Source organism: Aurantimonas sp. DM33-3 (assembly GCF_014334315.1).
Lineage (GTDB): Bacteria > Pseudomonadota > Alphaproteobacteria > Rhizobiales > Rhizobiaceae > Aurantimonas > Aurantimonas coralicida.
Map to the genome: position 1 here is coordinate 64,179 of NZ_JACSGS010000005.1, position 23,267 is coordinate 87,445.

The window sequence follows — 23,267 nt, forward strand, 5'->3', positions numbered from 1 at the left end:
TCTCCTGACCGGAAAACTGCCCATGATCCGCTTCGGCACGAACCCCATTGCCTGGTCGAACGACGACGACCAGAGCCTCGGCGCCCATATCCCGCTCGACCGCTGCCTCGGCGAAGCCGCCGCGATCGGCTTCGACGGCATCGAGAACGGCCACAAATTTCCGTGGGACCCGGCCGAATTGCGGGCGGCCCTGCAGCCGCACGGCCTCGCCTTCGTCTCGGCCTGGTATTCGCTCAACCTCCTCGTCCATTCGGCCGATCAGGAGATCGCGCTGATCCAGCCGCATCTCGACCGGCTGAAGGCGATGGGCTGCACGGTCTGCATCGCCTGCGAGACCTCCAACGCGATCCACGGCAACGACGCGGTCGGGCTGGCGGCCTCGCCGGTGCTCAATGCGGATCAATGGGCGGAGTTCGGTGCGCGGGTCGAGAAGGTCGCGGCCCATTGCGCCGCCGAGGGCGTGCCGCTGGTCTACCATCATCACATGGGCACGGTCGTCGAAACGCCGGCCGAGCTCGACCTGTTCATGGCCCATACCGGACCGGCGACCCGGCTTCTGTTCGATGCCGGGCATTTCTATTTCGGCGGCAACGGGGTCGATCCGGCGCCCTATCTCGCCCGGCATGTCGATCGCGTGGCGCATTTCCACGCCAAGAACGTGCGGCCGGCCGTGATGGCGGATGTGCGCCGCGAAGGCCTGTCGTTTCTGGAGGGCGTACGCCGCGGTGTCTTCACCGTGCCGGGTGACGCGGAAGGCGGCGTCGAATTCGGCCCCTGCCTCGCGGTCCTGGCGGAGCATGGCTACGACGGCTGGATCGTCATCGAGGCCGAGCAGGACCCGGAGGTCCACGATCCGGTCGAATATCAGAGCCTCGGCCTGAAGACCCTGAAGACGCTGGCCGCCGAAACCGGCCTCGTCGCGGACTGACCAGGCGGACCCGGTTCGCGGGGCGTGCCCTGCGGACGATCAACAGCATTGCGGAGGATCACGATGCCCGACCTTCTTCGTCGCCCGAACGGCCGGCATGGCCTGGTTCACGACATCACCCCGGCCGATGCCGGCTGGTCCTACGTCGGCTTCGCGTTGCATCGGCTGGAAGCCGGCGAGATGGCATCGGCGGAGACCGGCGAGGAGGAAGCGATCCTCGTTCTCCTGGAGGGCAAGGGCGAGGTCAGCGCCGGCGACCAGGAGTTCGGCGAACTCGGCGCGCGCATGTCGGTCTTCGAGCTGGTGCCGCCCCACGCGGTCTATGTGCCGAACGGCTCGCGCTGGCAGGTCACGGCGACGACGCCGCTGACGCTGGCGGTCTGCCGCGCCCCGGGCAAGGGCGGCCACGCCGCGCGGGTGATCGGCCCGCAGGGCATCCCGACCATCGTCAAGGGCAAGGGAGCCAACACCCGCAAGGTGCACGCTATCGCCATGGAAGAGCGCGACGTCGCCGACAGCTTGCTGGTGACCGAGGTCTACACGCCGGCGGGCAACTGGTCGTCCTATCCGCCGCACCGGCATGACGAGGACGATTTTCCGCGCATGACCTATCTGGAAGAGACCTATTACCACCGCCTCGACCCGCCGCAGGGCTTCGGCTTCCAGCGGGTCTTCACCGACGACGGCAGCCTCGACGAGACCATGACCGTCCATGACGGCGACGTCGTCCTCGTGCCCAAGGGGCACCATCCCTGCGGCGCACCGCATGGCTACAAGATGTACTATCTCAACGTCATGGCGGGCCCCCGCCGCCAGTGGCGGTTCGAGAACCACCCCGACCACGACTGGATCGCCCAGCGCGACGCGGAATGAACCGCCCGCCGGCAATGGCGAAGGAAGCGGGAATCGGCAGCGTTGCGGGGCTCAGCCCGCGCGCTCGACCCGCCGTGCCAGGGCCAGGAGATCGGCCTCGCGGCCCAAAGGCGCGATGATCTGGACGCCCGCCGACAGGCCGCCGCGAAAGCCGGACGGCAGCGCGAGGACGGGGCAGCCGGAGAGGGTGGCGGGCGCCACGCATTCCATCCAGCGGTGATAGCTGTCCATCGCCCGGCCATCGATGGCCTCCGGCCAGCGCTCGCCGATCGCGAAGGGCCAGACCTGCGCGGCCGGAAGGGCCAGCAGGTCGAAGCGGGCGAAGAGGTCGACGAGGCGCAGATGCCAAGCGGTCCGCAGCTCGCGGGCGGCCTCGACGGCCAGCGCCGACAGACGCAGGCCGTTCTCGATCTCCCAGACCATTTCCGGTTTCAGCAGGTCGCGCGTCGCCGGATCGGCATGGAGCGGGCCGTAGCGAGCCGCGACCGCCACATGGCGCTGGATCACGAAGCTCTGCCACAGGCGCTCGGCATCGAAGCCCAAAGCCGCAGCCTCGACCACCGCGCCCGGAATGCGTTCCAGCGCCGCGCGATTGGTGTCGAGAATGCCCGGCTCCATGGCGAGATGGCCGTCGAAATCGCCAAGCCAGCCGATCCGGACGGGCGCGCCCTCGTCGCGCGTCGTCGTCTCGAGGCCGGGAAGCCCGACCGACAGCGGCTGGCGCGGATCGACGCCGGCCTGGACGGCGAGCAACAAGGCGAGATCGTCGGCGGTGCGCGCCATCGGCCCGTCGGTGGCCAGCGCCGCCTCGAAGACATTGCCGGCCGGCAGGCTCGGTACCCGGCCGAAGGAGGGGCGTAGGCCGTAGACATTGTTGAAGGCGGTGGGATTGCGCAGCGAGCCGCCCATGTCCGAACCGTCGGCCAGCGGCAGCATGCGCGTCGCGATGGCGACGGCCGCGCCGCCGCTGGAGCCGCCGGCGCTGCGCTCCGGCGCAAAGGCGTTGCCGGTCGCGCCGAAGACTTCGTTGAAGGTGTGGGAGCCGAGGCCGAATTCCGGCGTGTTGGTCTTGCCGACGATGATCGCCCCGGCCGCCCGGATGCGCGCCGTGGAGAGGCCGTCGCAATCGGGCAGGTGGTCGCGGTAGATCGGCGAGCCGAAGGTGGTGGTCAGCCCCTTTGTCGGCGACAGATCCTTGATGGCGATGGGCAGGCCGTGCAGCGGACCGGTGTCCGCGCCGCTGGCCAGCGCCTGGTCGGCGGCCGCTGCGTCGGCGAGAATCGCGTCCCGCGGACGCCGGGAGATGATGGCGTTGTAGGTCGGGTTGAGCGCGTCGATCCGGTCGAGGAAGGCGGTGACGATCTCCAGCGAGGACAGGCGGCCGGCACGCATCGCGGCCATCAACGCCGTCGCGTCCATGGCGCAGATCCCGGACACCGCGTCCGGCGCGCGTAGATGGCCCGGCCGGTCGAACGGCGAGAGCGTCTCGCCGTCCGCTTCTTGAGGTGCCCCGCCGGATGTCACCGGCGAAGGCCCCCTGCGGGGCGCCGCATCAGGCGCCGAGCTCGGCCATAAGGCCGCCCAGGAGACGTCCCCGCGAGACCAGGCTCGACACCTCGATATGCTCGTTCAGCGTATGGACGTCGGCACCGACCACGCCGAGGCCGTCCAGCGTCGGCAGGCCCATGGCGCCGGTGAAATTGCCGTCCGAGCCGCCGCCCTCGCTGGCATGGGCAAGGTCGAAGCCCAGCTCGTTGCCGATCCGCCGGACGCGTTCGTAGAGCTCCATCGTGCCTTCGCTGGCTTCCCAGACCGGGCGCACGACGCTCTTCTCGACGAAGAAGCCGGTGCCGTCCGCCTCGCGCCTGTCGAAGGCGAGAATGTTCTCGGTGCCCCGGTCGAGGTCTTCCTGGCGCTTGGCCATGGAGAGGCACTCGGCGCGGGCGATGGTCGGCACGCAATTGACCCACTGGCCGCCATGCATGACGGAGACCGAGAAGGTGCAGTCCTCGTCGGTCATGTCCTCGATGGCGATGAGCTGCCGGGCCATCATCTTCACCGCCGACTGGCCAGCCTTCAGCGCCGCGCCGGCATGGCTCGGGCGCCCCATGGCGGTCAGATGGTAGCGGGCGATGGCGTAGCGGCCGGTGACCACCGTGTTGCGGGCCCAGGCCGGCTCCGGCACCAGGATGTAGCGGTGTTTGGCGGCCTCGGCCTCGATCAGCGCGCGAGTGCCCGGCGTGCCGATCTCCTCGTCGGAGGTGAGCAGGACATGCACCGGCAGCGGCGTCTCGACGCCCATGTCGGCCAGCGCCTTGACGGCGCTGATGGCGATGTAGTTGCCGCCCTTCATGTCGCAGATGCCAGGGCCCCAGCAGATGTCGCCCTCGCGCCGGAACGGCAGCTTCTCCAGCGTGCCGAGCGGGTGCACCGTGTCGAGATGGCCGATGATCAGGATGCCGGGCTCGCCGGCCTTGGGGTGCGGAAACGCGCCGCGCACGCAATTGCCGAGCCCCTCGGGGCCGGGAATGGTCTCCACCTCGAAGCCCATGGCCTGCATGTCCTCGGCGGCCAGCGCCATCATCCGGTCGACCGACGGCTTGTCATAGGTCGGGCTCTCGCATTCGACCCAGCGTCTCAGGCCACTCAGCATCTGTTCCGCATCCAGCGGGATCTTGGTCACGTCCATCGTCACTCTCGCTTTCCTGAGGTCTCGGATCGGCCGGTCAGGCCCCCAGCCGCTTCTCGACGATGCGGGCCAGAAGGCTGGAGCCGATCGGCAGGATGCCGTCGTCGAGGATGAAGCCGGGATTGTGCAGCGGCATGGTGCCGCCATGGCCGACCCAGCAATAGGAGCCGGGGACCGCGTGCAGCATGTCGGCGAAATCCTCGCTGCCCATGGTCGGGCGGGGGTCGGTGAAGACCTTGTCTTCGCCGACGATCTCGACGGCGACTTCGCGCAGCGCCTCGGTCTCGGCCTCGTGGTTCTCCAGCACCGAGAAGACGTCGCGGATGTCGACCACGATCTCGCAGTCGTAGCTCGCCGCGAAACCGGCGGCGATCTCGCGGATGCGGGTGGCGACGAGCTCGCCCACGTCGTCGTGGAAGTAGCGGATCGTGCCGCCGAGATCGGCCTCTTCGGGAATGACGTTGTAGGCCGACCCCGCGGCGAACTTGGTGATCGACAGCACCGCCGGCTTCAGCGGATTGACGTTGCGGCTGACGATCGACTGCAGGCTCTGGCCGAGCGCCATGGCGATGACGATCGGGTCCTTGGAATTGTGCGGCATGGCGGCATGGCTGCCGCGCGCCATGATCTGGATGTCGAAGAACTTGGCGCCGGCCATCGCCTTGCCCGGGAAGACGGCGACCTCGCCGAGCTCCAGATCGGGCATGTTGTGCAGGCCGTAGATCTCGTCGCAGGGGAAGCGCTCGAACAGGCGGTCGGCGATCATCGCGCGGGCGCCGCCCAGCCCCTCCTCGGCGGGCTGGAAGACGAACATCGCGGTGCCCTTGAAACCGCGATTTGCGGCGAGATAGCGCGCCGCGCCCAGCAGCATGGTGGTGTGGCCGTCATGGCCGCAGCCATGGAAGCGGCCGGGATTGGTCGAGCGGTAGGGAAGGTTGGTGAACTCCTCCATCGGCAGGGCGTCCATGTCGGCGCGCAGGCCGATGGTCCGGCCGTCGCCGCCGGTGCCCCGGAGGATGCCGACGACGCCGGTGCCGCCGATGCCCTCGTGGATCTCGTCGACGCCGTAGCTCTTCAGCGCCTCGGCGACGATGGCGGCGGTGCGCTTTTCCTCGAAGCCGATCTCCGGATGGGCGTGCAAATCGTGGCGGATCGCCGTCAAATCTTCGGCAAAGCTCTTGATCTCGGGAATGATGGTCATGGTCGGGTTTCCTCGTTTCGCGGCCGCGGCAAGGCGGTCGCAGGCATTACGACGGATGGGATTCGGCGGGATCGAACACCGGGCCGGTGGGCGACAGGTCGATGCCGGGCCGCAGCCGTCGGAAGGGCAGGTCGGCCGGCGACAGGGGCATGGGTCCCGGCGCCGTGCAGGTCAGGATCGTCTCGGCAATCGGCGCGAAATCGGCGCGGAAATGCACCGAACTCTTGTTGACGAGGATCGCCTCCTTCTCCGGTTCGATCCCGACGAAGCGATACATCTCGCGGTCGGCCATCTGCGCCTTGGCCGAGGCGACCACGACGCGCACGCCGCCGATCTTCAGGCAGGCGGACGGGCCGAGCCGCATGCGCGCACCGCCGTAGAAGGCGCCGGAGGCGATCAGGTCGCCGTCGGAGAGGGCAGTGACCTCGAAGGTGCCGGTGAAGGGCGTGTCGCCGGCAACGCCGTCGGCGCCGCTGAGGGTGATCTCGGTCGTCGCCCCGACGCCCGCCGCATGGGCGGCGGCCGCCGCCTTCGGATCGAAGATCACGCCGATCGCGGCGCGCTGCGCGTCGGCTTCGATGAGCGCCTTCAGCATGCCGGTGGTGTTGGAATCGCCACCGGCGCCGGGATTGTCCTGGGTGTCGGCAATGACGACCGGGCGCGTGGCGCCTGTCGCGATCCGTATCGCCTCGCGCACGCCGTCCAGCGGCGCAAACGCCTTGCCGGCATAGGCGGAACGCGCCGCGACGACCCTCGCTGCCAGAGCGTCCGCAGCAGCATCGGCCCCCGCCTGATCAGCGCCATAGGCGAGGACGGACGGGCCGCAATCGGGAAAGTCGGCGGCCGGAAAGCCGCAGAGATAGGAGACGCTGGCGACCCCGCCGGTCTCCATCTCCGGCAGGCCGCCATAAAGCGTGGCGTTCGGCTCCATGGTGGTCGATTGCCAGGCGATGGGGATCAGGAAGGGGATCTGCCGGAACGCTTTGGCGTGGCGCTGGCCGGCGAGCAGCGGAACCAGCTGTTCGGCGGTACGGCGTCCGGTCTCGGCCATGTCGACATGCGGATAGGTGCGGTAGGCGACGAGCAGATCGGCCCCGGCCACCATCTGCGGCGTGACGTTGCCGTGCAGGTCGAGACTGGCGACCAGCGGCACATCGGGGCCGATGACCCGGCGCACCCGCGCCAGGAGCTCGCCTTCGCCATCGTCGAGGTGGGTGCAGACCATGGCGCCGTGGAGATCGAGATAGACCGCGTCGAGTGGCAGTGCGGCATCGACCGCCGCGACGATGCGGGCGGCGATGGCCTCATAGGCGTCTTCGGTGACATGGGCGGAGGGCACCGCTGCGCACCACAGCGTCGGCACGAGGTGCCAGCCGCGTCGCTCGGCTTCGGTGACGAAGCCGCAGATGCCCATGTTGACGTCGCGCGTCGCCGCGATCATCCCCGGGCCCTCCGCCAGCGCCGGCCAGCCACCACCATGCTCGAAGGCGGCGTAGTCCGCTCTGGTCGGCGCGAACGTATTGGTCTCGTGCATGAACCCGCCGACCGCAATGCGCGGGGCGGGCGTCCCTGTGCTGTCGTCTGTCATGCCGGCACGGTCGTGTCCCTGAAGCCTGCGGCGCCGGGCAGCGGGCGGAAATTCGGAAAGTCCCAGTAGCGGCCGGGCGCCGCGTCGATCAGTTCGCGCGTATAGGCCTCGCGCGGATTGCCCAGCACCTCGGCGGTCGGGCCGTACTCCACCACCCGGCCGCGCTGCATCACCACCACCTCGTCGCAGATCTGCGCGGCGACGCGCAGGTCGTGGGTGATGAACAGGAGGGCGACGCCGAGCCGCGCCTGGATGTCGTCGAGAAGGTCGAGGACCTGGGCCTGCACCGACACGTCGAGGGCCGACACCGCCTCGTCGGCGACGAGGACGTCCGGCTCCATGGCCAGCGCCCGGGCGATGGCGATGCGCTGGCGCTGGCCGCCGGAGAACTGGTGCGGATGCCGGTCGATGGCGTCCTTGGGCAGGCCGACGAGTTCCAGAAGCGTCTTCGCCTGCTCGCGCGCCTTGCCGGGCGGCGTGCCGTAATTGATCGGCCCCTCGGTGATGCTGTCGCCCACCGTCAGCCGCGGATTGAGCGAGCGGTTGGGGTCCTGGAAGATCATCTGGATGCGCTTGCGCCACGGTCGCAGCGCCCGGCGCGACAGGCCCGAAATGTCGGAGCCGCGCAGGCGGATGCTGCCGGCGGTGGGCTCGATCAGCCGCATGACGCAGCGCGCCACGGTCGACTTGCCCGAGCCGCTCTCGCCGACGATGCCGAGGGTGCGGCCACGACCGAGGATCAGGTTGACGTCCTTGGCCGCGACGGTGCCCTCGCGTTTGCGAAACAGCGAGCCCTGGCTGTAGGTCATGCCGAGTTCGCTGGTCTCCAGCACGATCTCGCGGGAGGCCGCGGGGCGGGCGTCGCGCGGGCGCAGCGCCGGCACGGCGGTCAGAAGGTTGCGGGTATAGGGCTTGGTCGGGGCGGTGAGGATCGCCTGGATCGGCCCGGATTCCACGATCTCGCCGGCCCGCATCACATAGACCCGGTCGGCGATGTCGGCGACGACGCCCATGTCGTGGGTGATGAACAGGACCGAGGTGCCGAGGCGCTCCTGGATCTCGCGGATCAGCTTCAGGATCTGCTTCTGGGTGGTCACGTCGAGGGCCGTCGTCGGCTCGTCGGCGATCAGCAGTTTGGGTTCGAGGACGAGCGCCATGGCGATCATCACCCGCTGGCGCTGGCCTCCCGAGAGCTGGTGCGGATAGGAGCGGCACATGCGCTCCACATCCGGCAGATGAACGAGCGAGAGGATGTCGCGGATGCGCGTCCGGCGATCGGCGGTGCTCATGCTGGCATGGGCGCTCAGCACTTCTTCCAGCTGGCTCTCGACGGTCATCACCGGGTTGAGCGCCGTCATCGGCTCCTGGAAGATCATCGACATGCGGGTGGCGCGCAGCTGGCGCAGCCGCGCCGGGCTGGCGGTCAGGACATCCTCGCCCTCGACGAGGATGCGGCCCGAGCGGGCGGTGAGCGCCCCCTTCGGCAACAGCCCCATCGTGGCCAACGACGTCACCGACTTGCCGGAGCCGCTTTCGCCGACGAGGCAGACGGTCTCGCCGGCGCCGACCCTGAGGGAGATGCCGTCGAGGATCGGGGTCGGCTTGCGGCCGCGTGTGGTGACGACGAGATCCTCGACGACGAGGACGTCGCCGCCGGTGCTCGCGGCGGCGGGGTGGGCGTGGTCGCTCATCAGGCCTCCCTCTTCTTGCCGAGGCGCGGGTCCATGACGTCGCGGGCGGTGTCGCCGAGAATGTTGATCGACAGGATGGCCAGCGACAGGAACAGGCCCGGCCAGAAGATCAGCGACGGCTTGAGCTGGAAGTAGAGCCGGCCCTCCGACATGATGTTGCCCCAGGACGGCGTCTCGGTGCCGATGCCGGCGCCCAGGAACGACAGGATCGCCTCGGTCAGGATCGCCGAGGCGCAGACATAGGTGCCCTGGACGATCAGCGGCGCGATGGTGTTGGGCGTCAGGTGCCGCCACATGATCTTCGGCAGGCTGGAGCCGACGGCGATGGCGGCCTCGACATAGGGCTCCTCGCGCGCCGACAGGACGACCGAACGCACCAGCCGCACGACACGCGGGATCTCCGGAATGGTGATGGCGATGAGCACGGTCCAGAGGCTGGAGCCGGCCAGCGACACGATGGCGATGGCCAGGAGCACGCTGGGGATCGCCATCAGGCCGTCCATGATCCGCATCAGGATTGCGTCGAGCCAGCGGAAGAAGCCCGAGATCAGGCCGAGCGGCAGGCCGATCAGCACCGCCACGAGGGCCGCGCCGATGCCGACGATCAGCGAGACGCGGGCGCCGTAGAGGGTGCGCGAGAAGACGTCGCGGCCATAGGCGTCGGTGCCGAAGGGATGGGTGGCGCTGGCGCCCGCCAGCCGTTCCATCGGGTTCATGGCGATCGGGTCGAAGGGCGCGATGATCGGCGCCAGCAGCGCGCCGATGACGATGACCGCCAGGCAGATCGCGGCGAGGGTCGGCGCGAAGCGCAGATCCGCCAGTTCGATCCGCGGCAGGAAGCGGCGCTTGATGACCGGCTCGGCAATCGGGGGCAGGGTGTCTCTCCTCGCCATCAGTATCGGATCCTCGGGTCCATGAACGCGTAGGAGATGTCGATCAGGAGGTTGATCACCACGTAGATGCCGCTGGTCAGGAGGATCAGCGCCTGGATCACCGGGTAGTCGCGGGCAAGGATGGCGTCGACGGTGAGCCGCCCGAGGCCGGGAATGTTGAAGACGCTCTCGGTGACGACGACGCCGGAGATCATCAGCGCGAAACCGGTTCCGACGACGGTGAGGATCGGCACGGCGGCGTTGCGCAGCGCATGGCGGAACAGGACGATCCGCTCCGAAAGGCCCTTGGCCCGGGCGGTGCGCACATAATCCTCGTCGAGAACGTCCAGCATCGCGGCGCGGGTCATGCGGGCGATCAGCGCGATGTAGATCGTCGCCAGGGTGAAGGCCGGCAGGATGATGCGCGCCAGGAACGGCCCGACGCCGTCGAAGATGCTCTTGAAGCCCTGGACCGGGAGCAGCTTAAGGTCGATGGCGAAGATCTGGATGAAGATATAGCCGGTGACGAAGACCGGGATCGAGAAGCCCAGCACCGAGATCGCCATGATGACGTTGTCGGTGAGCGTGCCGTGGCGCCAGGCGGCGAGGACGCCCATCGGGATCGACAGGAGAAGCGTGATCGCCATGGTCACGAGGGCGAGGCTGAGGGTCGGTTCCAGCCGCTGGCCGATCAGGGTCAGGACCGGCGTGCGCGAGATCAGCGAACGGCCGAAATCGCCGCTCAGGAGCTGGCCGCTCCAGGTGATGAACTGGGTCACCAGCGGCTCGTTGAGGCCGAGGCTCTGGCGGATCTGGGCGAGCTGTTCGGGGGTCGCCATGTCGCCGGCGATGATCGCGGCCGGGTCGCCCGGCGTCAGCCGCAACAAGAGGAAGACGAACAGCGCCACGACGATCAGCACCGGCACGGAGGCCAGGACGCGGCGGAAGATGTAGGCGAGCATGGGTCGAGCCTCGCGGCGCAGGACGCTGCAGAAGGGAACGGGTGACGCCGCGCCGTCAGCGACGCGGCGTCACGGGCATGGCGTCAGTCGGTCTTCTGGACGTTCCAGAACACCGGAACCGGCATCTTCATGATTTCGGTCAGCTTGTTGGAGATCGTCGTCGGGATCCGGTACTCGCCGACCGGGATGTAGTTGACGACGTCATAGGCGTGGGCCTGGATGTCCTCGGCGATCTTCTTGCGCTCGGCCTCGTCGCCGGCCTTGGCGAAGGCGACGCGCAGTTCCTCCAGCTTCGGATCGTCCGGCCAGCCGAACCAGGCCGCTTCCTTGCCGCCGCCGTTCAGCATCGGGTTGTTGAGCGGGCTCCACACCTCCGGGATGATCCAGTTGGTGAAGAACATGTTCCAGCCGCCGTCGGCGGGCGCGGACTGGCTGGCGCGGCGGGTCACGAGGGTCTGCCAGTCCATCGGCTGCATGTCGACGGTGAAGCCGGCCTGGCGCAGGAGCTGGGCGGCGACCACCGGCTGCGGGCCGACGGAGCCGACATCGGTGGGCTGCATCAGGACGACCGGCGTGCCGTCATAGCCGGCCTCGTCGAGCATCTTCTTGGCGACCTCGGGCTGCGGGCCCTTCATGATCAGCTCGTCGCCCGCCTCGGTCGCGAAGGGCGTGTTGCAGCCATACATCGAGCCGCAGGTGTCCTGATATTCCGGATTGCCGACCAGCGCGGCGAGGATCGGCTCCTGGCCGAGCGCCGCCATGGCGGCACGCCGGATCTCGACATTGTCGAAGGGCGGGTAGAGCCAGTTGAGCCGGCCCATGGTCTGGTAGCCGTAATCGGCGAGGGTCATCACCGTCAGCTCGGGATTGCCCTGCAGCAGCGGCAGAAGGTCGGTCGGCGTCTGCTCGATATAGTCGATCTCGCCGCTATTGATGGCGTTCACCGCGGTCTGGGCGTCCGGCATGACCACCCAGGTCACGCGGTCGACATTCACCACCTTGCCGCCGGCGGTCCAGCTCGGCGCCTCGTCGCGCGGCACATAGTCGGGGTTCTTGTCGTAGACGGCGCGCACGCCGGGTTCGAACTCGGCCTCGACGAAGGTGAACGGGCCGGAACCGGTATAGTCGGTGATCGCCTCGCCGGAGGGCGTCTGGGCGACGCGTTCCGGCATGATGAAGGACGGCAGGCCGGACGGCTTGGCGATCAGTTCGAGGACGTAGGAGAACGGCTCGGACAGGGTCAGGACGGCCGTCTTGTCGTCCTTGGCCTCGAGGCTCTCGACATATTTGAACATCATCTGGGCGCCGCCGTCGCGCTCGCCCCAGCGCTTCAGCGAGGCGACGACGTCGGCCGCCGTCACCGGTGCGCCGTCATGCCATTTCAGGCCGTCGCGCAGGGTGAAGCTGTAGGTGAGCTTGTCGTCGGAGACTTCCCAGCTGGCCATCTGCGGCTGCGGCTTCAGGCTCTCGTCCATGCCCAGAAGCGTGTCGTAGATCATGTAGCCGTGGTTGCGCGTGATGTGTGCGGTGGTGATCACGGGATCGAGGACGCGGATGCCCGAATGCATCACGGCGCGGATTTCCTGGGCGGCGGCGGGGCCGCCGGCGAGGCCCGTCATGGCGACGACGGAGGCGAGCAGGGCGGATCGGATCATCCGGGTTGGTCGGAAGGTGGAAGCGGCAGAGAAGAAGGACATCAATGCGTCTCCGAAGGGTAGGGCTCGGGGGCCGGGACATCTCCGCCCGTTATCGCATGCCGATAACCGTTTGCGGATTGTGGTATCGTAGGAACACGGCTACGATTCAGTCAACACTCCGAATTGATCAAATAGTGTGCAGCGCAGCATGGCGGCAGACCGGGAAGTTCAGAAGGACGGCCACTTCGTTGCCTCGCTCGGCAAGGCGATGACCCTTCTGGAGGCCTTTGCGCCCGAGCGTTCGCGCATGGGCCTGACCGAATTGTCCGAGGCGACCGGGCTCGACCGCAGCAGCGTTCAGCGTCTGGTCACCACCTTCACCCGCCTGGGCTATCTCGACAAGGACCCGACCACCCGTCGCTACAGTCCGTCGATCCGGATGACCGAGCTCGCCAATGCCTATTTCTGGTCGCAGGAGCTGGTCCACACGGCGATGCCCAAGCTGATCGACCTGCACCAGTCGCTGGGCGAAACCATCAATTTCTCGCGCATCGACGGGCCCGACATCGTCTACATCGTCCGCCTGCCCAGCGCCCGCACGAGCTTCGGCGCCTCCATCGTCGGGCGCCGGGTGCCGGCACTGAACACCTCAAGCGGCCGGGTGATGCTGTCGCGCCTCGGCGCCGAGACACGCCGCCGCTGCGTCGAGGAATGGCCGATGCGGCGGTTCACGCCTGCAACGGTGATGGACCGCGGCGCTGTCGGCGCCCTCGTCGAGGCGGCGGCCGAAACCGGCTACTCCATCGCCGAGAACGAGGTGCAGATGAACGAGCTCGGCGTCGCCGTGGCCGTCGGCCGCGACCCGCAGACCGGCGGGGCGATCCATTGCTCGGTCAGCGGCACCGCCTGGACCCGCGAACGTCTGGAGGCCGAGATCATCCCGCCCCTGCTCGATGCCGCCAACGGCGTTGGCTGACCGGCGCCCGCTGCCGAAGGGTCGCGGCCGCAACACCGCGTCCGTCCCGTCCTGCCCATGCACCCACTCATCCGTATCCGGGGACGTCCATGACCAATTTCTCCCGCTCCCAGATCGTTACCAAGCCGGCCCGGATGTCGCAGACCGGCATCGTCGCGGCCCAGCATCGCCGGGTCGCGGAACTCGGCGCAGAGATCCTGGCGGCCGGCGGCGATGCCCTCGACGCGGCGACCGCCGTCTCCTTCGGCATGGGGGTGCTGGAGCCTTGGATGAGCGGCCCGGCCGGCGGCGGCGCGATGATGGTGTGGCGCGCCGACGAGGCGAAACCCTATGCGGTCTATTACGGCATGCGCGCGCCCGCCGGGCTCGACCCGGCGGCGTTTCCGCTGGCCGGGGAAGGCCGCGCGAGTGACCTTTTTCCCTGGAAGCGGGTGGTCGACGACCGCAATATCGAGGGCGCGACGGCGGTGGCGGTGCCCGGCGTCGTCGACGGCATCGGCATCGCCCATGCCCGCTGGGGGCGCATGCCCTGGCACGACCTCGTCCAGCCAGCGGCGGCGATGGCCCGCGAGGGGCTGAAGATCGACTGGTACGCCGGGCTGATGATCGCCTCGGCGGCGCGGTCGCTGGCGCGCGATCCGGACGCGGCGGCGCTGTTCCTGGAGGACGGGGTCTGGCCGCCGGTCGGCGGCTGGACGGCGCTGACCGATATCCGCCTGACCATGGGCCGGATGGCGGACACGCTGGATGCGATCGCCCGCAACGGGCCGCGCGAGATGCACGAGGGCGACGTCGCCCGCGAGCTCGCCCGCGACGTCGCCGACAAGGGCGGATCGCTGACCTATGCGGATCTGGCAGCCTATCGCGCAGAGATCCAGACGCCGCTCTCCTTCGCGGCACCGGGCGGCCGGCTTCACGCGACGCCCGAGCTGACGGCGGGGCCGACGCTGGCCGACGCGTTTGCGCGCTACGCGGCGGCGGGATCCTTCGCCGGGCCCGGCGACGAACTGGCGGCGACGGCGGATGCGCTGTCCGGGGCCTATGCGCATCGCCTGGCCCGGATGGGCGACCACGACAGCCCCGCCGCGCCCGGCTCGACGACGCATTTCTCCATCGTCGACAGGCACGGCAACATGGTCGCGATGACCCAGACGCTGCTGTCGGTCTTCGGGTCGCGGGTGGTCTCGCCCTCGACCGGACTGCTTCTGAACAACGGCATCATGTGGTTCGATCCCGAACAGGGCGGGCCGAATGCGCTCGCCGGCGGCAAGCGCTGCCTGATGAATGTCTGCCCGATCCTCGGCGAAAGCGGTGACACGCGATTTGCCCTCGGCGCCTCGGGCGGGCGCAAGATCCTGCCGGCCGTGTTCCAGCTTGCCCGCCATATGCTGGCGGGACGCGGCGACCTCGACGCCGCCTTCCGCGCCCCGCGCATCGACGTGTCGGGCGGCGACATGGTGATCGCCGACGAGGCGATCCCGGACGCCGATCTGGCGGCCCTGCGGCGAACCCACCGGGTCGAGACCGTGCCGCGGACGGTCTTTCCCTATGCCTTCGCCTGTCCCTCCGGCGTGGCGCGAGAGGGGGTGACCAACTGGGGCGCGACCGAGATCGTCTCGCCCTGGGGCGATGCCGTCGCCGAAGAGGATGTCGCCGCCACGGCGTAGCGCCGGGCACCGCACGGGCCGGAACGCCATCTCGGCCAACAGCGCTACAGGAGCGGGCTGACCAGCCGGGCGAGATTTTCCAGAAGCCGCGTGCCGCGCGGGCGCGCCCGCCAGTCCTCGAGCGCCAGCGGGTCGCTGTGCGCGATGTAGTGGCGCTGGGCGGCGTCGAGGCGCCCGCTGGCCTCCTCGCCATGCAGGATCAGGCTGATCTCGGCATTCAGCATGAAGGAACGCACGTCGGTGTTGCTGGAGCCGATGACGCCGACCCGCCCGTCGATCGAGACGTTCTTGGCGTGCAGCAGATGGTCGCGATAGCGGTAGAGGCGAACGCCGGCCGCAAGAAGCTCGTCGTAATAGGATCGCTGGGCGAGGCTGACGAGCCGCTGGTCGACGACCTGCGAGACGATCAGGTTGATCTCCACGCCGCGGGTGACGCCGTTCTTCAGGGCGGTCAGCAGCGCTTCGTCGGGAATGAGGTAGGGCGACACGATCGCGACCCGGCGTTCAGCGCCGTGGACGAGTTCGATCAGCAGCCTTTCATAGCCCGGAACGCCGAAATCCGGTCCGCTCGGCATTGCCTGCAGGAGGGCATCGCCGGCAGCAGCTGCGACCGGCAGCGGCGCGAGCCGCGTCTCGGTCTCCAGATACCAGTCGCCGGCAAAGACCGCCTCCAGCGCGGCGGCGGCGGGGCCTTCCACCCGGCCGACCAGTTCATCGTTGCGGATGCCCGGCTTGAAGTCGCGGTCGACGATGTTCTGCGAGCCGACAAAGGCGATCTCGCCGTCGATCAGGCAGAGCTTGCGGTGATTGCGAAGATCGCTGCGGGTGCGCCGCAGCGCTGCGAAGCGTACCGGCAGGGCGAGCCGGGCGTCGACGCCGCGGGCGGTCAGCATCGGCAGGCTGCGTGCAGCCCAGGGCCGCGACCCGAGCGCGTCGATCAGTACCCGGACGGCCACGCCGCGGGCGACGGCCCGGCCCAGCGCATCGGCGATCTTCGTGCCGGTCCGGTCGTCGGCGAAGATATAGGTGAGGAGGTGGACCTGCGTGCGGGCGCCGTCGATGGCCGCCACCATGGCGTCGATCGTCGCGTCGTAGTCGGTGAAGAGGTCGACCCGGTTGCCGTCGCAGGCCGGAAAGCCGCCGAGCGCTTCGGCCAGCCTCGACAGCCGGTCCGGGGCGTGGGCGGGAACGGGCAGGTCGCGCGCCACCTGCGCCCGTTCCGGCGCCGTCGCTGCAAAGCGTGCGGTGCGCCAGGCCGGAAAACTGGCCCGGCCGATCAGGCGGTAGAGGATCAGCGCCGGGATCGGCAGGAACAGGACCAGGAGGAGCCAGCTGCGCGCCGATTCCGGCGGCCGGCGCAGGGGAATGACCACAATCATCACCAGGCGGACGGCCCATTCGCACAGAAGATAGGTGAGCGTGAGGCTCGGAAGGTCGAACATGCCCGCGCCTATGCGGACCGGCGCGCCGGCCGGGGCGGCCGTGCCTGGCAATCTCTCGTCATCGCGCCGATCTCCCCATGCCGTCCCCGCCGCCGGACCGGAGCGGTGAGGCTGGCGGTCTGGCGTCGGGGACAGACGGCCGGAGCCGGCCCGTTCTGTCAATGGCCCTCGCGGCGGGTAGCCCGCGGGAGGAACTCAGGCCGCCTGTTCGAGCTCGCTCGTGCAGCGCAGGATCTCCGCCTTGATCGCGCCCTCCAGCGCTTCCAGGCCGGTGATCAGCCGCACCAGCTGCGCCGTGTCGGCGGGGCTGTTGCCGGCCGCCAGCTTGGCGCATTCGAAATGCGCGCTGCGATAGCCCTGCACCAGCCGCTCGATCTCGTCGGCCCAGAAATCGAAGCTCGCCGTGTCCCGCCCGAGCGTGCGCCAGAAATAGGCGATGACGTGCTCATAGGCATATTTGCGGATGACCAGGATCGGCAGTTCGGCGACGGCCTCCGGCAGATCGGCCAGCGGCCGGGTCGCGCGGGCGCCGGCATGGGCGGCGAGCACACGTCTGAGCCCGGTCGCGAAGGGGTTCACATCGAGCCGGATCACCGACCGGAAGAAGGCTGCGAGCGCCGCCGGCTCCGGTGGATGGCTATCGCGATGGTCGATCAGGAAGCCGCCCGAGACATGCGGGCTGGCCATGGCGGCGGCCAGCCGGTCGGCCGCGATCGGCCCTTCCCAGCGGAAATCGACATCCCGCATGAGCAGCTTGCCCGGCTCGTCATGGGGCGCCAGCAGCGCGTAATGGGGGAAGGGATCGCGGTCGAACGGGTTCTCGCGCTCCGGCAGGCGGTGGAGATCGACCATCACCATCGTGTCGATGCCATTGACCGGGTACTCCGCGGCGGTGAGCAGCGTGTCGGCATCCGCGACCGGCGTGATCGTGGCGCCGTAGAGCGAGGCGAACCAGTCGCGGAAATCGCCATGGGTCATGCCGGCCGCGTGGTAGCGGATCCGCATCCGGTCATCGAGGGCGAAGGGCGAATCCGGGATGGCCGCGTAGAAGGGGCGGTGGTCGATCCCGTCGCGGCGCTTCAGCCCGTCGCAGAGACAGCTCACATAGCAATGGACCTTGATGTCCATGGGCATTTCGCCATGCACGCCGGCCGCCGCCCGGGCCTCGGCGCGCCCGGCTGCCGGATCGATCGCCGGCCGCGGCCGCGGGGCGAGATCCGTGCCGGCCTGGTCGGGGCCGAACTGGGCGAGGAGATCGCCGATGGTGATCAGCCGGGCGCTGTCGAGCGCGGTCTTCGGCACCTCGAAGCCATGGCCGGTTTCCAGCCGCACCAGAAGCTCCATCAGGATGACGGAATCGATCCCCAGATCCTCGCGCAGCCGGGCGGCGAGGGCGAAGCGTTCCATGCCGGGATGCCGGATCTCCTCGGCGAGGACCATGCGAACGGTGTCGAGAAGGGAAGGTGCTGCGGGCTGGTCCATGATGATCTCTAGAGTCGGTCTTCGGTGTAGAGGCTGCGGATCTCGCGGCGGCTGATCTTGCCGGTGCCGCCGCGCGGGATCGCGGCGGCGCGCCGCATCTCGCGCGGGCGCTGGTGGCCGGCGAGTTGCGTGCCGCACCATTGCGCGATGGCCGCCTCGGTGACGTCGTTCGAGCCGGTGTAGACGAGCGCGACGCGCCCGCCGGCAAATGCGTCGTCCAGGCCGAACACCACGGCGTCGTCGATACCCGGCATGGCCATGACCACGTCCTCGACCTCGCGCGGATAGACGTTGAGGCCCGAGACAATGATCGTGTCGTCGAGGCGTGCGTCGAAGACGAGAACGCCGTCGTCACGCAGATGGCCGAGATCGCGGGTGCCGACCGTGCCCCAGGGCGTGTCGACGATGATCTCCGCCGGTTCCGCCGCCGTGCCGGCCTGCACCCGGTGATGGGGCAGCGGCCGGCCCATCTCGTTCGCCGCGACGAGATCCTCGCTGACGGCGACGACGCCGGCTTCCGAGCAGCCATATTGCTGGAACAGCGTGCCGGTCTTCGCGCGGATCGCCTCGAACCAGGGCGCCGGCAGCAGCGTGCCGGAGGTCATCGCCGCATGCATGGTCTCGCCCGGCTTCAGGAAGCGGGCCGCCACGTTGAGGAAGGCGGGCGCCGCGTAGAGGAGGGGGCGCTCCATCTCGGCCATGCGGGACAGGACGTATTTCGGATTGTCCGGCGACAGCACCAGCGGGGTCACGCCGCGCGCGACACCGGCCAGGAGGCCGCAGATCAGGCCGTAGGAATGGCTGATCGGGCAGGCCACCACCGGCACCTTGTCGTGGGCGCCCTCGAAGAAGCCGACATAGGATTCGATCTCGGCCTCGATGTCCTCGAAGGTCCGGGCGATGATCTTTGGCTCGCCCGTCGTGCCGGAACTCGTCTGGATCAGGCGATGACCGAATTCGCGCTGGCGGGCGTCGGGCTCCAGCGCCTCGACCGGCGCACGGCCGAAGGTCAGCGTGTCGCAACAGGCGCTGAGCGCGATGCGCCGGGCCGCCGTTGCCGGCGTCGCCGGGTGCAGCGGCATGACGCTGCCGCCCTCCTGCCGGATCAACAGGAACGCCGCCATCAGTTCCGCCGGATCGGTCAGGCAGATGGCGTGGGTGCCGTGCAACGAGCTGCCCAGCCGGCCGTCGCGCTGCATCTGCGCGGCAAGGGCCAGCAGCGCGGCGAAGTCGTAGTCGCGGTCATCGAAACGGATCATGCCAGGGCCTCCCAGGGCTTGCGGGCAAGGGAATTGGGAACGACCAGCGGGCCTTCGGCGGCATGTCCGAGCTTGGCGGAAAGCAGCCGGTCGGTGACCACGGTCCGCGCGTGCAGCCCGAGCTGGTCGGCCCGGTGCTCCAGCTTCAGGGCCTTGGCGTGGTTCGTGACGAGGCACAGGATCTGGTCGAAGAAGGCCTTCTGGGTGTGGCCGTAGCGTCGCTCCATCAGGAAGGCGAAGTCGGCGAGCGAGAAGATCAGCACGGCGTCGGTGAACAGCCAGCGCAGCTCCTCCACGTCCTCCATCCAGTAGAAGCGGTTGGGCGTGCGGTCGGCGAAGAGCGGGTCGATCGCCGTGAAATCGGGCAAGGGCGGTGCGCCGCGCAGGAAGTCCGGCACCCATTCCAGATTGTCGGAAAAGTCGCGCAGGGCGATCCGCACCGGCCATCCGTCGCGATGGATCAGCACCAGGTTCTGGCCATGCGCCTCTGATGCCAGGCCGTAGGCCAGAAGCAGGTGAACCAGCGGCCGCACGACCACCTCGATCAGCTGCGTGACGAAGCCCGTGCAGCCGTAGCGGCGAATCCAGGGCGCCACGAACGGGTCGCCATCGGCCTCGACCACGAAGAGGGCGTTGAGCGGCACCGCCTCTTCGCCCGGTGCCAGCCTGGCGGCCGGGTTGTCGCGCCAGATCGCGCCGGTGTGTTCGGCTTCGGTGCCGTTCCGGTCGAAGACGACCGCCCGAGTTTCCTTCAATACGGCCAGGCGGTCGCCATCGCTCAGCCAGCGGTCGTTCGCCACCAGCGTGGCGAGCCAGTCGGAGATGGCGGGACCGGCCAGCGCCCAGTGCGGGTCGAGCGTGCGGGCGACGGAGGTGTTCACCACCGCCAGCGGCAGCTTGAGGTGCGGCGCGTCGGGCCGGTCGAGATTGACCAGTGTGCGCAGCGACTGGGTGGCGCGGTAGCTCTCGCCGGCCACGCCGAGGTCGTGAACCTCGCCGAGCGCGATCGCCGGGGCAACGATGGCGGAGGTTTTCGCGCGCCATTGCCAGGGATGGACCGGCAGAAGCTGCCATTGCGGCGCCGCCTCCGCGCCGACGCGGTCCAGCGCCATCGCGGCCACCACCGGCCCGGCCAGTTGCGCCCAGCCGTCCGGCCCGCGCAGATCCGGTCCGCTGCGGTGCAGCCGGTCGTCGCGAACCAGCAGCCAGCGAAGCTGGAACCCGGCCTTGGCTTCCGGCCCGAACCGCATGTCGTCGGCGTCGTTGAAGCCCAGCCGGCCCCGGAAGGCGGGGTGGTAGGGATGGCCTTCGTAGATCGCCGAATCGAGCCGGGCGAAGTCGAGGTCGCGGCGATTGGCAGGGGCCACCCGGATGGCGTGGGCGAGGCCGCTGGCCGTGCGGGCGAACTCGTCCTGAAGGCGCATGCGGCGCACCGGTTCGGGCACGAGGGCCGCGACGATCGATGCTGCGGCATCCGCCGACGCCGGCAGGCCGTTCAGCCGCACGGTGCCCGGCACGACGCGCGGCCGGCCGAAGGCGCCGGTATAGAGCTCCGCGTCGATGACGAGACCGGCGGCGCCGAGGCGTACGGTCCTGCGGCCGTCGCGAGCCGGGGCGCCCTCGGCTTCGACCGTCAGCAAACCCTCGTAGAGGGCCGCCGACACGAGCTGCGCCAGGACGCGGGGCGCGGCGCCGTCAGGGCCGGGGAGATCGAGAACGAGTGTCATGAGGCCAGCCGTTGCGGCCGGGTCGGGCCCGGCGCGATGAGGGGGTTGGGCCAGCGCGTGTAGACGCCGGCGCCGGTGGGGCTTGCGAGTTCGTCGGTATCGGCTAGCCGCAGGCCGAGATTGGCCTTGAGCACCAGGTCGGGCGCCGCAAGCGCGGTGTCGCAGAAGCGGCGGCCGCCGCGCGACGTGCGGCCGGCCAGCGTGGAGAGGGTCCGGCGCAACTGCCCGAGGGCGGCGTCTTCCGGCAGAAGCCCGTCCTCGCCGAGCCGGGCGATGACCGAGAAGACCTGGTTGACCAGGAGGTAGTAGGTGAGGCGCCCGACGATCTCCTCCTCGCGGAAGAACAGCCCGTCGATCCCCATCGCCTCCGGGAAGTCGGCGGATAGCGCCGGCCGTGCGGCCTCCGACAGGTAGAAGCCCTGATTGTCGCGATAGACGATACCGACCGGCCAGCCGTCGACGAGGCGCAAAAGGCAGTTCTGCTGATGCGCTTCCAGCGCGATGCCGGTGCGGTCGAAGAAGCCGACGACAGGCTCCACGCTGGCCTTCAGATAGGCGTCGAACCAGCGGGCGGCGGTGGCCTGCGGCGTCGCACCATCACGTGCGGCGAGCCGCGCGATCAGGCCTTTCAGCATCGACGGGCGCGGCCGGACCGGCGCGGCCGTCAGCGCCGCGACCATCACCGGCGGCTCCGCATCCGCGGCGATGGTCTCGCGGTAGATGGTCTCGAAACCGGTGTCGGTCTGGCCGGGCAGCTCCACCGTCACCCAGGCCGGGTCGGGGAGGAACGACAGGCCGCCGGCTTCGGAACCGGCGCCCTGCCGCTTCAGCCAGCGCGCCATGGCGACGCCCGCCTTCATCTCCTCCCGGCTGTTGCGCCGCACCGAATTGGTGATCTGCACCGGCAGCGAGAATTTCAGCTGGTAGCCGGCATCGGTCGAGCAGACCGTCCGCATCGAGGAGGTGGCGAAGAAGTCGGGTCCCACGGGCCCCAGCGGCCGCAGGATGCCGTCCCGGCGCGCCGCCGCGACATGAGGGGACAGCTGGAGATATTCCGCCTGCAGCGGGTGCATGAGGAGGATGGCCTCCCGGTCGCCCAGTCCGCATCTGGCCAGGTCGTCACCGGCCAGCCTGGCGGCGATCTCTGTGGGTTTCGGACCATAGGCATGGTCCTCGCGCACATGGTGGCGGTCGACGGCGAAGGCGACGAGCTGGAAGCGTCCGCCGGCTTCGGGCGCGTAGATCTCCCGCTGCCAGGGCGTGATGCCCTCCATGCTCTTCGGCGTCGGGTGCAGCCAGTGGCCATAGACCAGCGACTGTTCCGTCGCGAGGAAGTCGTGGCCGGGGACGCTGGTCCGGGCGCGCGTCAGGTTGGCGTCGATCGCGCGGATGCTCTGGATCACCCGGGAGAGGAGCGCTGCGCTGTTGGCGCTGCCGGCCAACGCGCCGCCATTGCGCTCGCTCGCCTCGGCGATCATCAGCTGGATGCCGGTCAGCCAGCTGATCGAGCGGAAGCGTCCGTCCCCGAGATCGGCGGCCTGGACGAGGCCGAATTCATGCGCCCCGCAGAGCGAGCGATAGGCGAGGGCGGCACGCAGGCGCCGGCGCTGCCCCGTCAGTCGCCACTCGATGAAGGAGGGCGCGGGACCGTCGCGCGCGACGAAACGGCCGGCATCGATCTCGCGCAGATAGCAATTGGCAAAGGCACGGAACGCGGCGCGTTCCGCTACGGTCCAGCTCGGCTCGAGGGTCGGGGCAAGCCTTGGACCATAGGCCGCCGGGCGCCGCCATACCGATTCGGCGCCGATCGGGCGAGCGGCAACATCCGGTGCACGGGCGACGATCACCGGCACGGGCCCGGATTGCGGACGGCGGTCCGAATCCGTTCCGTCACCGACCATTCTGTCGCGCTGAGCCATCGTTCCTCTCCGGGCAAGCGTCCGGACCGCACCCGCGTGCCGCCCGATTGCGTGGCGTTGCCTAACCGGCTTCCCGCCCCGTGACAATAAACATGAACAAAAGAATCATGTTTTGTAGTGGCAGGCCGCGGAGGAGGCGGAGATGGGACCTCGGCCGCAACTCAGCCGGGAAGGCAGTGTGGCGATCGCAGGGCGGGAATGCGCCGCAATGGCGGCCCGTGAGAAGCGGCCGGCGCCGGACTGGCTGTCTCCAGGCCCTTTCTTAAAGCGATTCCAGAGTCAGTGCAGTTTTGCCACAGTCGCGGTGTCGTGGTCGCAACGGCAATATACAAAGTTGATTCTACGAGTCATGTT

General features: G+C 69.3%; 17 protein-coding genes. 4 read left to right on the plus strand and 13 right to left on the minus strand.

Going from position 1 to position 23,267, the window contains the following annotated elements:
• Window positions 1-22 precede the first annotated feature (22 nt).
• Window positions 23-928 carry a myo-inosose-2 dehydratase gene (gene iolE, locus H9Q09_RS08825; protein WP_187390733.1) on the plus strand — a complete coding sequence of 302 codons (906 nt, stop codon included), beginning with the start codon at window positions 23-25 and terminating at the stop codon, window positions 926-928.
• Window positions 929-991: 63 nt separating this feature from the next.
• Window positions 992-1,801 carry a 5-deoxy-glucuronate isomerase gene (gene iolB, locus H9Q09_RS08830; RefSeq protein ID WP_187390734.1) on the plus strand — a complete coding sequence of 270 codons (810 nt, stop codon included), beginning with the start codon at window positions 992-994 and terminating at the stop codon, window positions 1,799-1,801.
• 51 nt (window positions 1,802-1,852) lie between these two features.
• On the opposite strand, the gene H9Q09_RS08835 is transcribed toward iolB, so the two are convergent.
• The 8 genes from H9Q09_RS08835 to H9Q09_RS08870 all read right to left on the minus strand — a co-directional run bounded on the left by H9Q09_RS08835 (window position 1,853) and on the right by H9Q09_RS08870 (window position 12,459).
• Window positions 1,853-3,325: an amidase gene (locus H9Q09_RS08835; RefSeq protein ID WP_187390735.1), complete on the minus strand. Its 1,473-nt coding sequence runs from the start codon at window positions 3,323-3,325 to the stop codon at window positions 1,853-1,855.
• Between the two features lie 28 nt (window positions 3,326-3,353).
• Window positions 3,354-4,490: a M20/M25/M40 family metallo-hydrolase gene (locus H9Q09_RS08840; RefSeq protein WP_187390736.1), complete on the minus strand. Its 1,137-nt coding sequence runs from the start codon at window positions 4,488-4,490 to the stop codon at window positions 3,354-3,356.
• A 37-nt stretch (window positions 4,491-4,527) separates the two neighbouring features.
• Window positions 4,528-5,691 (minus strand): M20 aminoacylase family protein, encoded by a 1,164-nt coding sequence (locus H9Q09_RS08845; RefSeq protein ID WP_187390737.1) that lies wholly within the window; start codon window positions 5,689-5,691, stop codon window positions 4,528-4,530.
• A gap of 46 nt (window positions 5,692-5,737) precedes the next feature.
• Window positions 5,738-7,279 carry a M81 family metallopeptidase gene (locus H9Q09_RS08850; protein ID WP_187390738.1) on the minus strand — a complete coding sequence of 514 codons (1,542 nt, stop codon included), beginning with the start codon at window positions 7,277-7,279 and terminating at the stop codon, window positions 5,738-5,740.
• The gene (locus tag H9Q09_RS08855; RefSeq protein WP_187390739.1) at window positions 7,276-8,970 is read right to left on the minus strand and encodes an ABC transporter ATP-binding protein; all 1,695 of its coding nucleotides are present in this window, start codon (window positions 8,968-8,970) and stop codon (window positions 7,276-7,278) included. Before H9Q09_RS08855 ends, H9Q09_RS08850 begins: the two co-directional genes overlap by 4 nt.
• On the minus strand, window positions 8,970-9,863 hold the full coding sequence (locus H9Q09_RS08860; RefSeq protein WP_187390740.1) for an ABC transporter permease: 894 nt from the start codon (window positions 9,861-9,863) through the stop codon (window positions 8,970-8,972). The genes H9Q09_RS08855 and H9Q09_RS08860 overlap by 1 nt, the downstream gene beginning before the upstream one ends.
• Entirely contained in the window at window positions 9,863-10,804 is a 942-nt protein-coding gene (locus H9Q09_RS08865) for an ABC transporter permease (protein ID WP_009210491.1), read from the minus strand. Before H9Q09_RS08865 ends, H9Q09_RS08860 begins: the two co-directional genes overlap by 1 nt.
• An 83-nt stretch (window positions 10,805-10,887) precedes the next feature.
• Window positions 10,888-12,459 (minus strand): ABC transporter substrate-binding protein, encoded by a 1,572-nt coding sequence (locus H9Q09_RS08870; RefSeq protein WP_246716069.1) that lies wholly within the window; start codon window positions 12,457-12,459, stop codon window positions 10,888-10,890.
• 190 nt (window positions 12,460-12,649) lie between these two features.
• Here H9Q09_RS08870 and H9Q09_RS08875 point away from each other — a divergent pair, with 190 nt between their 5' ends.
• Together H9Q09_RS08875 and H9Q09_RS08880 are read left to right on the plus strand one after the other, a co-directional pair.
• On the plus strand, window positions 12,650-13,417 hold the full coding sequence (locus H9Q09_RS08875) for a helix-turn-helix domain-containing protein (protein ID WP_210310117.1): 768 nt from the start codon (window positions 12,650-12,652) through the stop codon (window positions 13,415-13,417).
• 89 nt (window positions 13,418-13,506) lie between these two features.
• A complete protein-coding gene (locus tag H9Q09_RS08880) occupies window positions 13,507-15,084 on the plus strand; it encodes a gamma-glutamyltransferase (protein WP_187390743.1) in 1,578 nt (525 codons plus the stop codon).
• Window positions 15,085-15,128: 44 nt separating this feature from the next.
• Here H9Q09_RS08880 and cls read toward each other — a convergent pair whose 3' ends face one another.
• The 5 genes from cls to H9Q09_RS08905 form a co-directional block, all read right to left on the minus strand.
• Entirely contained in the window at window positions 15,129-16,526 is a 1,398-nt protein-coding gene (gene cls / locus H9Q09_RS08885; RefSeq protein WP_187390744.1) for a cardiolipin synthase, read from the minus strand.
• 195 nt (window positions 16,527-16,721) lie between these two features.
• Entirely contained in the window at window positions 16,722-18,008 is a 1,287-nt protein-coding gene (locus H9Q09_RS08890) for a DUF6005 family protein (RefSeq protein ID WP_187390745.1), read from the minus strand.
• 8 nt (window positions 18,009-18,016) lie between these two features.
• Complete coding sequence (locus tag H9Q09_RS08895) at window positions 18,017-19,267, minus strand: AMP-binding protein (RefSeq protein WP_187390746.1); 1,251 nt, start codon at window positions 19,265-19,267, stop codon at window positions 18,017-18,019.
• On the minus strand, window positions 19,264-20,994 hold the full coding sequence (locus H9Q09_RS08900) for an IucA/IucC family protein (protein WP_187390747.1): 1,731 nt from the start codon (window positions 20,992-20,994) through the stop codon (window positions 19,264-19,266). Before H9Q09_RS08900 ends, H9Q09_RS08895 begins: the two co-directional genes overlap by 4 nt.
• Complete coding sequence (locus H9Q09_RS08905; protein WP_246716070.1) at window positions 20,991-22,913, minus strand: IucA/IucC family protein; 1,923 nt, start codon at window positions 22,911-22,913, stop codon at window positions 20,991-20,993. The genes H9Q09_RS08900 and H9Q09_RS08905 overlap by 4 nt, the downstream gene beginning before the upstream one ends.
• Window positions 22,914-23,267 lie beyond the last annotated feature (354 nt).

What these genes read in the sequence shown, in the direction of transcription:
- H9Q09_RS08875 (WP_210310117.1), top strand. Translation starts at nt 12,650, where the DNA reads ATGGCGGCAGACCGGGAAGTTCAGAAGGACGGCCACTTCGTTGCCTCG.
- H9Q09_RS08840 (WP_187390736.1), bottom strand. Translation starts at nt 4,490, where the DNA reads ATGGACGTGACCAAGATCCCGCTGGATGCGGAACAGATGCTGAGTGGC.
- iolE (WP_187390733.1), top strand. Translation starts at nt 23, where the DNA reads ATGATCCGCTTCGGCACGAACCCCATTGCCTGGTCGAACGACGACGAC.
- H9Q09_RS08845 (WP_187390737.1), bottom strand. Translation starts at nt 5,691, where the DNA reads ATGACCATCATTCCCGAGATCAAGAGCTTTGCCGAAGATTTGACGGCG.
- H9Q09_RS08865 (WP_009210491.1), bottom strand. Translation starts at nt 10,804, where the DNA reads ATGCTCGCCTACATCTTCCGCCGCGTCCTGGCCTCCGTGCCGGTGCTG.
- H9Q09_RS08905 (WP_246716070.1), bottom strand. Translation starts at nt 22,913, where the DNA reads ATGGCTCAGCGCGACAGAATGGTCGGTGACGGAACGGATTCGGACCGC.
- H9Q09_RS08860 (WP_187390740.1), bottom strand. Translation starts at nt 9,863, where the DNA reads ATGGCGAGGAGAGACACCCTGCCCCCGATTGCCGAGCCGGTCATCAAG.
- H9Q09_RS08850 (WP_187390738.1), bottom strand. Translation starts at nt 7,279, where the DNA reads ATGACAGACGACAGCACAGGGACGCCCGCCCCGCGCATTGCGGTCGGC.
- H9Q09_RS08900 (WP_187390747.1), bottom strand. Translation starts at nt 20,994, where the DNA reads ATGACACTCGTTCTCGATCTCCCCGGCCCTGACGGCGCCGCGCCCCGC.
- iolB (WP_187390734.1), top strand. Translation starts at nt 992, where the DNA reads ATGCCCGACCTTCTTCGTCGCCCGAACGGCCGGCATGGCCTGGTTCAC.
- H9Q09_RS08895 (WP_187390746.1), bottom strand. Translation starts at nt 19,267, where the DNA reads ATGATCCGTTTCGATGACCGCGACTACGACTTCGCCGCGCTGCTGGCC.
- H9Q09_RS08870 (WP_246716069.1), bottom strand. Translation starts at nt 12,459, where the DNA reads ATGATCCGATCCGCCCTGCTCGCCTCCGTCGTCGCCATGACGGGCCTC.
- cls (WP_187390744.1), bottom strand. Translation starts at nt 16,526, where the DNA reads ATGTTCGACCTTCCGAGCCTCACGCTCACCTATCTTCTGTGCGAATGG.
- H9Q09_RS08890 (WP_187390745.1), bottom strand. Translation starts at nt 18,008, where the DNA reads ATGGACCAGCCCGCAGCACCTTCCCTTCTCGACACCGTTCGCATGGTC.
- H9Q09_RS08855 (WP_187390739.1), bottom strand. Translation starts at nt 8,970, where the DNA reads ATGAGCGACCACGCCCACCCCGCCGCCGCGAGCACCGGCGGCGACGTC.
- H9Q09_RS08880 (WP_187390743.1), top strand. Translation starts at nt 13,507, where the DNA reads ATGACCAATTTCTCCCGCTCCCAGATCGTTACCAAGCCGGCCCGGATG.